The organism is Sulfitobacter noctilucae, assembly GCF_000622365.1.
Lineage (GTDB): Bacteria > Pseudomonadota > Alphaproteobacteria > Rhodobacterales > Rhodobacteraceae > Sulfitobacter > Sulfitobacter noctilucae.
Genome location: NZ_JASC01000003.1, coordinates 81940 through 93608 on the forward strand (window position 1 = coordinate 81940; position 11669 = coordinate 93608).

Sequence of the window (11669 nt, forward strand, 5' to 3'; positions counted from 1 at the left end):
AAACAAAAAGACCCCGCGCAAGGCGCTGCGCGGGGTCGAACCCTAGACCGGGGGGGACCGGCGGGTGGGGTCGGCGGTGCTAGGCCGCCTCAGGGGCACGGGTGCCAACTGTTACGTCGACCGTGATCTGCTTGCCTTTTCGGAGCAGCGTAAAGGTCGCATCGGTGTCCGGTGCCATCATGGCAACACTGCGGGTCAGATCGCGCAGATCCTCGACAGCTGTCTCGCCCACAGACAAAATGATATCGCCTTTTTTCAATCCCGCTTTGGCGGCGGGGCTGTCTTCGCTCACAGCCTCGACCACGGCCCCACGGGGCGCGTCATAGCCCAGCACAGTTGCGACTTCTTCGGTCATCGGGCGGATATTCACACCTAGCCAGCCGCGTGCAATCACGCCGTCATCGACCAAATCGGCGACGACCGTTTGCACCAGATCCGACGGCACGGCAAAACCGATACCGACCGACCCGCCGCCGGGCGACAGGATCGCGGTGTTCACGCCGACAACAGCGCCGTCATTGTCAAACAACGGTCCGCCCGAGTTACCTCGGTTGATGGCTGCATCGGTCTGGATGAAATCATCAAACGGGCCCGAGCGGATGTCGCGTGACAGGGCCGAGACGATTCCCGAGGTTACTGTGCCACCCAAGCCAAATGGATTGCCAACAGCGACGACTTCGTCACCGACGCGCAGGTCGCCCGAGGTGCCAAAGGCAACGGTCGGCAGGTCAACGTCAGCGGTGATTTTCAGCACGGCAATATCGGTCATCGGATCGCTGCCCAACACTTCGGCGTCAAAACTGCGTCCGTCGGCCAGCTTGACCTTGACCGTTTCGGCACCGTTCACCACATGATGGTTTGTCACGATCTGGCCGTCAGCCGAGATGATAAATCCCGAACCAAGACCCTGCGCCGGTGCGTTCTGGCCGGGGGCGTCGGGGATCATGTTTTTGAACCGTTCGCGCAGCTGCGGCGGCAGATTGTCTGGCAGGGTTGCGTTTGCTGGTGTGGCCTTGCCGGTCACTTCGATGAACACCACGGCTGGTGACACCTGCTCGACCAGATCGGCATAGCCGCCTGCGGGGACTGCGCCTGCGGTGGAAGGCAGGGCGGTGAGGGTGGCACCTGACAACAGTACAGCTGTGAGGGCGGCGGTTGCGGTGCGCGAGGTGGAGGAAAGAAAGGATTGCATGAAGGATGCCTCTTTTGGTTTGTGACCCCACGCATATGGACGCTCCGCGTTACAGAGGTCTGGGATGTCTTATACAATTTTGTAACGGGGGCTCCTGCTGCGACCGCGAAGTCTATATAGCTTGAACGAAGCAAGAGAACGGCGGCGGCCATGAAGCTATTGGTGATCGAAGACGATGAGACCACAGGATCCTACATCGCGCGGGGTTTGCGCGAGGAGGGGCATGTGGTTGATCTGATCGCTGATGGCAAAGAGGGGCTGATCGCGGCGACCTCTGGTACATATGATGTGCTGGTGCTGGACCGCATGCTGCCTGTGGTCGACGGTCTGACGGTCCTGAAAACCTTGCGGGGTGCAGGCAACCGCGTGCCTGTCTTGTTGCTGACCGCACTTGGCGATGTGGAGGATCGGATCGAAGGGCTCCAATCCGGCGCGGATGATTACCTGTCCAAACCCTTCGCCTTTGGCGAGTTGTCCGCGCGCGTGAATGCTCTGGCGCGGCGCCCGCAAGCGCTTGAGGCTGAAACTGTGCTGCGGGCGGGAGACCTTGAGATGAACCTGATCACCCGTAAGGTCACGCGCGGGGATACCGTGATTGATCTGCTGCCCCGCGAATTTGCGCTGCTGGAACATTTGCTGCGGCGCAAGGGTCGGGTGCAGACCCGGACCATGCTGCTGGAACACGTCTGGGACATCGGTTTTGATCCCGGAACAAATGTGGTGGAAACCCATGTCAGCCGCCTGCGGGCCAAGGTGGATAAACCCTTTGACCGGGAGTTGATCGAAACCGTGCGCGGTGCGGGTTACAGGATCGCCACGTAATGCCCCGTCTGGCGCAACTCTGGCGGTCGATGCCCCTGCGACTGGCTGTGCTGCTGGTGGCCTTGTTCGCCACGGTCAGCCTGCTGAGCCTTGCGGCGAGTTACGCGGTCACACAATCTTCGTTCGAGCAGAGCATCCGTGCGGATCTGCGGCAGGATCTGGCAGGCTTTCGCGCCGCCCCGAACGCCCGTGCCGTGGCCCTGCTGGTCGAAGCCGAGTCGCGTGAGGCAGATCCGAACCGCCTGATCCTGAGCTATATCGCCCCGGGGGGGCGTATCTATGGCAACGGGGCGATTGCCCGCGACGACGCCGGCTTTCAGATATTGTCACTGGACCCCGAGCGTGCCGGTTTCGTCGGCGACTATCTGGCTTTGACGGATACGCTTTATGGCGGATTGATCACTGTCGCTCGCAGTCGGGCAGAAATCGTGGCGCTGCGGGCGGTATTCGTGAATATCCTCTGGATCAGCCTGCTGCCCACGGTTCTGATTGCCTTGTCGGGCGGGCTGATCCTTGCACGGCGGTCAAAACGGCATGTGGAGGTGGTCAGTACGGCGCTGGACCGGATGACCAGCGGCGATTTGGCTGCACGGGTTCAGATCGGGCCGCGTTGGTCGGATGATCTGATGCATCTTGGCGGCAAGCTGAACCAGATGGCGGGCGCCCAGGAAGCGCAGATGAAGGCACTGCGCGGCGTTTCTTCGGATATTGCGCACGATCTTCGCACACCGTTGCAGCGGGTGGCGCTCTATCTGGAAGATCTGTCTGCTCAAGTGCCAAAAGACAGCGAAAGCGCGGATTTGACCGACAAGATCGCGACGGAGATCGACGGCATGACCCATGTGTTTCAGGCGCTGCTGCAACTGGCACAGCTTGAAGCCGGATCAGCACGCGGGCGGTTTGCACCCGTTGATCTCACGGCACTGTGCCACAAGGTTGCGGAGATGTTTGAAGCCAGCGCAGAGGCCGCAGACCACAGGATGGTGCTGGACGTGCCACGCGATAGCGTCACGGTACAGGGTGATGCGGCCCTTCTGGGACAGGTGCTGTCCAACCTCTTCGAAAATGCCCTGCGCCACACGCCTGCGGGCAGCTCCATCACTATTGCACTGACACAGGATGAGCAGGGGACAACCTTGAGCGTGACCGATGACGGACCGGGCATACCTGAGAGTGAACGCGAAAAAGTGCTGCAACGGCTCTACCGGCTGGACCGCAGCCGCAGCACGCCGGGGCATGGTCTGGGCCTGAGTTTGGTCGAAGCGGTGGCCGCTTTGCATGACGCCGAATTTACCCTTGCTGACGCTGCTCCGGGGTTGCGGGCGACATTGCGCTTCGGAGCGTGACGCAGCGAAAACCGGCGGGCCCGACTTGTCATTCTCGCGGCACTCTGACCTTTTGGCGTCTAGCATCTGCCAAGGAGACCGCCAATGCGTGCCATGCAAGTCACCGCTTATGACACCCCTATGATCCTGACCGATATTGACGTGCCGGTGCCTGGCGGGGGCGAGGTTCTGGTGCGGATTGACACCTGCGGTCTAAACTTTGGCGACACGCTGATGATCAAAGGCAGCTATCAGGAAAAACCGCCCTTGCCCTTCACCATCGGGATGGAATTGGCGGGTACGGTGGTGGGCCTTGGTGCAGATGTTCAGGGAATGACAGAGGGTCAGCGCATCGCGGCCTATGCCGGCGCGGGCGGGCTGGCGGAATACGCGGTTCTGCCCGCGCAGGTCTGCGTGCCGATCCCCAATGCGATGACATCGGTCGATGCGGCGGCCTTTCTGGTGGCCTACGGCACCAGCCATGTTGCGCTTGACTACAAGGCCCGCCTGCAACCGGGCGAGCGGTTGCTGGTGCTGGGTGCGGCGGGCGGTGTTGGGCTGACGGCAGTCGAGCTGGGCAAATTGATGGGGGCTGAGGTGATCGCCTGCGCACGCGGCAGTGACAAGCTGGAGATTTGCCGCACGGCTGGCGCCGAACATCTGATCGATTCCGATACGCAGGACATCCGCGAAGTGGTCAAGGCGCTGGGCGGCGCGGATGTGGTCTATGACCCGATTGGCGGTGATCAGTTCAAAGCTGCATTCCGTGCCTGCAATCCCGAAGGACGGCTATTGCCGCTTGGTTTCGCGTCCGGTGACGTGCCGCAGATCCCGGCGAATATCTTGCTGGTCAAGAATATCTCGGTCATGGGGTTCTATCTTGGCGGCTTTGCCAAGCTGAAACCGGGCATTCTGACCGACAGTTTCAAGACGCTGGTAGAATGGTACGTCGCCGCCAAAATCAAACCGCACGTCAGTACGGTCATGCCGCTGGAACAGGCCAACGAGGCGCTTGATTTGTTGCGCAGTCGCAAAGCGACAGGCAAGGTTGTTGTGCAGGTGTCTTGATAGACCGCTTGCCGCTGCCTTGATTGGCAGGTTAATTAGCCCAATCCAACCGACAGGAGTAATCCCATGCAGATGTCCGATACCCGCCAGATCAACGTCCCGCCCGCGCAAGTTTATGCAGCGCTGCTTGATCCCGGGATGTTGCAGCAATGTGTGCCCGGCGCGCAGGACGTTACCGGATCGGTCGAGGATGGGTTCGAGGCAACAGTTGTACAAAAGGTCGGCCCTGTGAAAGCGACCTTCAAGGGCGAGGTGACGATCTCTGATCTGGTTGAAAACAGCTCGCTCAAGATCGACGGTTCCGGCAAAGGCGGCGCTGCGGGCTTTGCCAAGGGCGGTGCCGAGGTGCGGCTGGTGGAGAAAGACGGCGGCACCGAGCTGAGCTATGACGTTGAAGCAAAGGTGGGCGGCAAGCTGGCGCAGCTGGGCAGCCGGATCATCGACGGATTTGCCAAAAAGATGGCCGATCAGTTTTTCCAGAACCTCCAGACCTTGCTTGAAGGCCCTGCCGATGAGGCGGAGCCGGACGCGGACGAATCAGCAGCCAAGAAAGGGTGGTTCGGGCGCTCTAAATCCTGAACCGCTTCGGGCTCATGCGCCGGACCGGATGTTCTTAACCTGCGCTAAAGAGGGCCAGTATGACTACTATCGTCGATATTCAAGACCTGCGGAAGTCCTATAAGGACGGGTTTCAGGCGCTCAAAGGCGTAAGCCTCGAAATTCGCGAGGGCGAAATCCTTGCGCTGCTGGGCCCCAATGGCGCGGGCAAGACCACGCTGATTTCGACCGTCTGCGGGATCACCACGGCGAGCTCTGGCACTGTGACCGTGGGCGGGCACGACATCATCACCGACTACCGTGCAGCGCGTTCGATGATCGGGTTGGTGCCGCAGGAAATCAACCTCGAACCCTTCGAGCGGGTGATCAATGTCGTGCGCTTTTCACGGGGGTTGTTTGGCAAGCGCAGTGATGATGCGATGATCGAAAAGGTTTTGAAGCAACTGTCGCTTTGGGACAAGAAAGACAATCAAATCAGGGAACTATCTGGCGGAATGAAGCGCCGCGTTCTGATCGCGAAAGCGCTCGCCCATGATCCGCGTGTGTTGTTCTTGGATGAGCCCACCGCCGGGGTCGACGTCGAATTGCGCAAAGAGATGTGGGAGGTGGTTGCGGGCCTGAAGGCCGATGGTGTGACCATCATCCTGACCACCCACTATATCGAAGAGGCCGAGGCCATTGCCGATCGTGTGGGCGTGATCGCCAAGGGCGAATTGATGCTGGTGGAAGACAAAGACAAGCTGATGGCGCGCATGGGCCAGAAAGAGCTGGAGGTGCAATTGACCGCGCCCCTGTCTGAAATCCCCGCCGCGCTGGATCCCCACGCGCTGCGCCTGTCGGACAGCGGCGATGCGCTGATCTATACCTATGACACCCGCGCCGAGCGGACCGGCATCACCAAGCTATTGTCCGACGTGGCCCAAGCGGGGCTGACGCTGCGTGACCTGGTCACCCGACAGTCGAGTCTTGAGGAGATATTCGTCACCCTTGTCCACGAGGATAGTGACACAGCCGCCAAAGGAGAGCGCGCATGAACTGGACCGCCATCCGCGCCATCTTTACCTTCGAGATGTTTCGGTTTTTCCGAACCATCGCGCAGAGTTTTCTGGCACCTGTTATCTCGACTTCACTCTATTTCGTGGTCTTCGGTGCCGCCATCGGCAGCCGGATCCAGGAGGTTGAAGGCGTCAGCTATGGCGCGTTCATCGTGCCGGGACTGGTCATGTTGACAGTCATCACACAGTCGATCTCGAATGCGTCCTTTGGTATCTATTTTCCGAAATTCATCGGCACGTTCTCGGAACTGCTGGCAGCACCCATCAGCTTTCTCGAGATTGTTCTCGGCTACGTGGGGGCGGCGGCGACCAAAGCCTTGATCATCGGGATCATCATCCTGCTGACGGCGTTTTTCTTTGTGGATTTCACCATCCAGCACCCGCTGGCGATGCTGGCGTTTTTGCTGCTGACCACCATCAGCTTTGCGCTTTTCGGTTTTATCATCGGCATTTGGGCCGGCAATTTCGAGCAGTTGCAGATTGTACCGTTGCTGATCGTCACGCCCCTGGTGTTCCTCGGTGGGTCGTTCTATTCCATTTCGATGCTGCCGCCGGTCTGGCAAACGATTTCCATGTTTAATCCGGTGGTCTATCTGATCTCGGGTTTTCGCTGGGCCTTCTTTGGTACTGCGGATGTGCCAATCATCACCAGCCTGTTGGCGATCGGGGTGTTCACGGCACTGGCTCTTGGCGTGATCTGGTGGATCTTCCGCACCGGATGGCGCATCCGCGAATAATGCCGGCTGCGCCTTGTTTGCTGCGAACCTGCACTCTACATGTGATTTCATGAGAAACTGGCTGCCCTTCATTAAATCCAATCCGACCGTTGCCGTGATCCGCCTGTCCGGTGCGATCGGTGGGCAGGGGCGTGCGACGCTGAATGACGCCGCCCTTGGACCGGTACTGGAAAAGGCTTTCGCCAAGGGCAAGCCCGCGGCGGTGGCGCTTGAGATCAACTCGCCCGGCGGAAGCCCCGTGCAGTCTTCTTTGATCGGGTCGCGCATCCGGCGTTTGGCAGAAGAAAAAGACATACCTGTCATCGCCTTTGTCGAAGACGTTGCGGCATCGGGCGGCTATTGGCTGGCAGCAGCAGCAGACGAAATCTATGCAGACCCGTCATCGGTTGTAGGGTCCATCGGCGTGATCTCGGCGTCTTTCGGTCTGGACGAGTTTATCAATTCCTACGGGATCAAACGCCGCGTCTATACGGCGGGCCAAAGCAAAAGCATGCTCGACCCCTTCCAACCTGAAAAGGAAGAGGACGTCGCACGGTTGAAGACCTTGCTCGAAGACATTCACAGTAATTTCAAGGATCACATCACCGCGCGGCGTGGTGATCGGCTGGAGAAAGACATCGACTTTTTCACAGGCGAGATCTGGCTGGCCAAACGCGCGGCGGAGCTGGGCCTAATCGATGGTATCGGGCATCTGCGCCCGATGATGAAAGAGCGGTTTGGCGACAAGGTGCAATTCCGGCGCTACGGCGTGCGGCGCGGGTTCCTGTCTCGATTTGGTGCGCAGGTGGTGGAAGACGCCGCTGCCGGCATTGAGGAACGCGCTGCTTTCGCGCGGTTTGGCCTCTGATTCATGGTCGCCAAGATTGTCCTTCTGTTTCTGGTCTTTATGGGTCTGCTTGCTTGGTTTGGCAAAATGCACTGGCTGGGAACAGACAAACTAAGACAGACAAAATGCAGCAGTTGCGGGCGCTACCGGATCGGTAAGGGCCCCTGCAGCTGCGGGAGTAAAAGTTGATGGTTATGCCGTGGATTCTGTCGGGCCTTGGTCTGGTGATCCTGCTTTTGGCGGGGGATGCGCTGGTCAAAGGCGCAGTCAACCTGTCACTACGCCTGGGAATCCCGGCCCTGATCGTCAGCTTGACCATTGTGGCCTTTGGTACATCTGCACCTGAATTGCTGATCTCTGTCAAAGCTGTGGTGGACGGTGTCCCCGGGCTGGCTTTGGGTAATGTGGTGGGGTCAAACACCGCCAATATTCTGCTGGTGCTGGGTATTCCGGCGCTGCTGGCAACGATGCACACATCCGAATGCGACACGCGCAAAACCTTTGCATTTATGATCGCAGCCTCGGTTCTATTCATCGCCCTGGCATTCCGTGGTGTGTTCGATTGGATCGCGGCCGTCGTGCTGTTGGGCGCACTGGCTTTGATGCTGGGCGATCAGTTGCGCGACGCGCGCAATCACCGCAGGTGCGAAGCCTCCGAAGAGGAACCCGAGGGGGCCGATCCTGACATGCCGAAGTGGCAGATTGCGGTATTCCTGTTCTTGGGGTTGATCGGTTTGCCTGTGGGGGCCAGTCTGTTGGTCGACAATGCCACCGTGATCGCCAAGGCTTATGGCGTGAGCGATACGGTGATCGGCCTGACACTTGTGGCCATTGGTACATCACTGCCCGAATTGGCTACCACCGTGATGGCCGCGCTGCGCCGTCAGGCGGACGTGGCGCTTGGCAATGTCATCGGTTCGAACATGTTCAACCTGCTGGCCATCATCGGCATTGCAAGCCTGGTCGGGCCGATACGGGTCGATCCTGAATTCCTGCGCTTTGATCTGTGGGTCATGCTGGCCGCCTCCCTTTTGTTGATCCCCTTCGTCTATATGCACAAAGATATTACGCGTGTCTGGGGGATCGTGCTGAGCGCCCTATATGCTGCCTATCTGATAGTTGTGCTGATCTAAGGAGACACCGATGGGGCGTGCATTGATAACCGGGGCGGGGCGACGTCTTGGTGCCGAAATGGCGGTGTATCTGGCGCGGCGTGGGCATGACATCGCTGTGCACTACGCAAGTTCAGATGATGGGGCGGAACAGACCGCAGCCAAAGTTCGCGCACTGGGACGACAAGCCGCCACGCTGCAAGCTGATTTGTTGGACGAAGCCGAAGCGCAGGCGCTCTTTGGCCGGGCCGTTCAGGCCCTCGGCGGGCCGATTACCTGCCTTATCAATAACGCCTCGGTTTTCGAACATGACACGATTCAGACCGCGACCCGCGAAAGTTGGGACAGGCACATGGGCAGTAATCTGCGCGCGCCGTTTGTGTTGACACAGGCCATGGCTGCGCAAAAGCTGCCAGCCGCGATCGATGAACAGGGTGAGCCGATGGCGCAGGGACTGATCGTCAATATGATTGACCAGCGCGTGCGGAAACTGACACCGGAATTTATGACCTACACGCTCGCCAAAATGGGTCTTTGGGCGCTGACCCAAACCAGCGCACAGGCCCTTGCGCCCGCAATCCGGGTGAATGCCATCGGGCCGGGGCCAACCCTGCAGGGCGCGCGTCAATCGGATGCGCATTTTGCCGATCAACGTGCCAACACGGTTTTGCAGCGCGGGGCGAACCCCAGCGATATTACCGCAGCCTTAGGCTATTTTCTGGATGCACCGGGCGTCACCGGGCAATTGCTTTGTGTTGACGGTGGACAGCATTTGGCATGGGAAACGCCGGACGTTCTGGGTGTCGAGTAGGTAAGTCCGCAAGGAGTTTTGCACGCCGTCGTAAAGGTGTTACATTTCTTCAGCGGTTTCCCTTATAATTCAGGGGCTTGGCAGCTTTCGTAAAAATTTCTTCACCGAAAACAATTGGTTACGTAAGTGCCTAAAAAATAGGCAGTTCAGGGAAGTCAGCCGAATGAAACGGTTTTTCGCCTACCACTCAAACTTACCCGCAGAGTTATCCACAGCTTTCGTGGACAGGTTAACACTTGTTACTGAAGGCGGCATAGTGCAGCAAAACCACAGAATCAGGCCGCTACATGAGCGATGACAGACCACAACAGCCTCTTGGGCATCAGGTAATCCAGAGCTACCTCAAGACGATCGCCACCTCACCTGGCGTCTACCGGATGCTAGATGCCGAAAGCCGTGTTCTGTATGTGGGGAAGGCGCGAAATCTCCGGGCGCGGGTCAGCAATTACGCACGGCGCTCCGGTCACAGTGCGCGGATTTCGCGGATGATCGCGAATACGGCGTCGATGATGTTCCTGACCACCAAGACCGAGACTGAAGCACTGCTTTTGGAGCAGAATCTGATCAAGCAGTTGAAGCCGAAGTTCAACGTGCTTTTGCGCGACGACAAGAGCTTTCCCAACATCCTTGTGACGGCCGATCATGACTATCCCCAGATCAAAAACCATCGGGGCGCGAAGAAGGAGAAGGGGGCGTATTATGGCCCCTTCGCCAGCGCCGGCGCGGTGAACCGCACCCTTAACCAGTTGCAACGGGTATTCCTGCTGCGCGATTGTTCGAACGCCATGTTTGAAAGTCGCACCCGACCCTGTTTGCAACACCAGATCAAACGCTGTTCGGCCCCTTGTGTGGGCAAGATCAGCTCCGAAGACTATCGTCAGACGGTCAAAGACGCAGAGCGGTTCCTGTGTGGCAAGACGACCGACATTCAATCCCGCTTGGCGGGCGAGATGGACGCGGCATCAGAGGCGATGGAGTTTGAACGCGCCGCTGCACTGCGCGACCGGATCAAAGCGTTGACACAGGTGCAGACCGCGCAGGGCATTAACCCCAAGGGGGTGGCCGAGGCCGACATCATCGCGCTGCATCTCGAAGACGGGCAAGCCTGCGTGCAAGTGTTCTTTATCCGCGCCAACCAGAATTGGGGAAACCGCGATTATTATCCGCGCGTGGGTGCTGATGTGGATGCGGCCGAGGTTCTGGAAGCCTTTATCGGCCAGTTCTACGATCAACGCGATCCCCCGCGCCAGTTGATTCTGAGCCATGAGATCGAGAACCCCGACCTTATGGCTGAAGCGTTGACCGGCAAGCTGGGGCGCAAGGTTGAATTGCTGGTGCCACAACGGGGTGAGAAGGCCGAACTGGTCGACGGCGCGTTGCGCAACGCCCGCGAGAGCCTTGCCCGCAAGATGGCGGAAACGGCAACGCAGACCAAACTCTTGAAAGGTTTGGCAGAAGCGTTCGACCTGCCGGCGCCGCCGGGCCGGATCGAAGTTTATGACAACAGTCATATCCAAGGCACCAATGCCGTGGGCGCGATGATCGTTGCAGGCGCGGACGGGTTGATGAAGAACCAGTACCGCAAATTCAATATCCGGGGCGAAGAGCTGACCCCCGGTGACGACTTTGGCATGATGAAAGAGGTACTGACGCGCCGTTTCAAGCGGTTGCTGAAGGAAGACCCCGACCGCAAGGAAGGCCATTGGCCGGATCTGTTGTTGATCGACGGTGGCGCGGGTCAGGTTTCAGCGGTGCGCGAGATCATGCGCGACTATGGGGTCGAAGACATTCCGATGGTGGGGGTGGCCAAGGGGCTGGACCGAGACGCCGGTAAGGAAGAATTCCATCGCACTGGCAAACGCCCGATGGCCCTGCGGCACAATGATCCGGTGCTCTATTTCGTGCAGCGCTTGCGCGATGAGGCGCACCGGTTTGCCATCGGCACCCACCGCGCCAAGCGTGCGAAAGCCGTGGGTGCAACGCCACTTGACGATGTGCCGGGCGTTGGCGCGGGCCGCAAGCGGGCGCTTTTGGCACATTTCGGGTCGGCCAAGGCGGTGGCACGGGCTAATTTGAGCGATCTAAAGGCCGTGGACGGCATTTCGGATTCGCTGGCAGAAACGATTTATGCCTTTTTTCATGAACGCGGCTAGGTGCGGTCAC

At 59.1% G+C, this 11669-nt stretch carries 11 protein-coding genes; 10 read left to right on the forward strand and 1 reads right to left on the reverse strand.

Annotation, left to right across the window (positions count from 1 at the left end):
• Positions 1 to 79: 79 nt before the first annotated feature.
• A complete protein-coding gene (locus Z945_RS0102740; protein WP_025050587.1) occupies positions 80 to 1192 on the reverse strand; it encodes a Do family serine endopeptidase in 1113 nt (370 codons plus the stop codon).
• A 150-nt stretch (positions 1193 to 1342) separates the two neighbouring features.
• On the opposite strand from Z945_RS0102740, the gene Z945_RS0102745 reads away from it, so the two are divergent.
• The 10 genes from Z945_RS0102745 (at position 1343) to uvrC (ending at position 11659) form a co-directional block, all read left to right on the forward strand.
• Complete coding sequence (locus Z945_RS0102745) at positions 1343 to 2014, forward strand: winged helix-turn-helix domain-containing protein (RefSeq protein ID WP_025050588.1); 672 nt, start codon at positions 1343 to 1345, stop codon at positions 2012 to 2014.
• Positions 2014 to 3360 carry a sensor histidine kinase gene (locus Z945_RS0102750; RefSeq protein WP_025050589.1) on the forward strand — a complete coding sequence of 449 codons (1347 nt, stop codon included), beginning with the start codon at positions 2014 to 2016 and terminating at the stop codon, positions 3358 to 3360. Before Z945_RS0102745 ends, Z945_RS0102750 begins: the two co-directional genes overlap by 1 nt.
• 84 nt (positions 3361 to 3444) lie before the next feature.
• Complete coding sequence (locus Z945_RS0102755; RefSeq protein WP_025050590.1) at positions 3445 to 4407, forward strand: NADPH:quinone oxidoreductase family protein; 963 nt, start codon at positions 3445 to 3447, stop codon at positions 4405 to 4407.
• Positions 4408 to 4473: 66 nt separating this feature from the next.
• A complete protein-coding gene (locus Z945_RS0102760) occupies positions 4474 to 4986 on the forward strand; it encodes an SRPBCC family protein (RefSeq protein WP_025050591.1) in 513 nt (170 codons plus the stop codon).
• Positions 4987 to 5045: 59 nt separating this feature from the next.
• Positions 5046 to 5999, forward strand: a complete 954-nt coding sequence (locus Z945_RS0102765) for an ABC transporter ATP-binding protein (RefSeq protein WP_025050592.1) — start codon at positions 5046 to 5048, stop codon at positions 5997 to 5999.
• Positions 5996 to 6757 carry an ABC transporter permease gene (locus Z945_RS0102770; protein ID WP_025050593.1) on the forward strand — a complete coding sequence of 254 codons (762 nt, stop codon included), beginning with the start codon at positions 5996 to 5998 and terminating at the stop codon, positions 6755 to 6757. Before Z945_RS0102765 ends, Z945_RS0102770 begins: the two co-directional genes overlap by 4 nt.
• Before the next feature lie 49 nt (positions 6758 to 6806).
• Positions 6807 to 7604, forward strand: coding sequence for a S49 family peptidase (locus Z945_RS0102775; RefSeq protein ID WP_025050594.1), 798 nt, complete (start codon positions 6807 to 6809; stop codon positions 7602 to 7604).
• A 173-nt stretch (positions 7605 to 7777) separates the two neighbouring features.
• Complete coding sequence (locus Z945_RS0102780; protein WP_037970388.1) at positions 7778 to 8716, forward strand: calcium/sodium antiporter; 939 nt, start codon at positions 7778 to 7780, stop codon at positions 8714 to 8716.
• Between the two features lie 10 nt (positions 8717 to 8726).
• Positions 8727 to 9506 carry an SDR family oxidoreductase gene (locus Z945_RS0102785; protein ID WP_025050596.1) on the forward strand — a complete coding sequence of 260 codons (780 nt, stop codon included), beginning with the start codon at positions 8727 to 8729 and terminating at the stop codon, positions 9504 to 9506.
• 287 nt (positions 9507 to 9793) lie between these two features.
• Positions 9794 to 11659 (forward strand): excinuclease ABC subunit UvrC, encoded by a 1866-nt coding sequence (uvrC, locus tag Z945_RS0102790; protein ID WP_025050597.1) that lies wholly within the window; start codon positions 9794 to 9796, stop codon positions 11657 to 11659.
• Positions 11660 to 11669 lie beyond the last annotated feature (10 nt).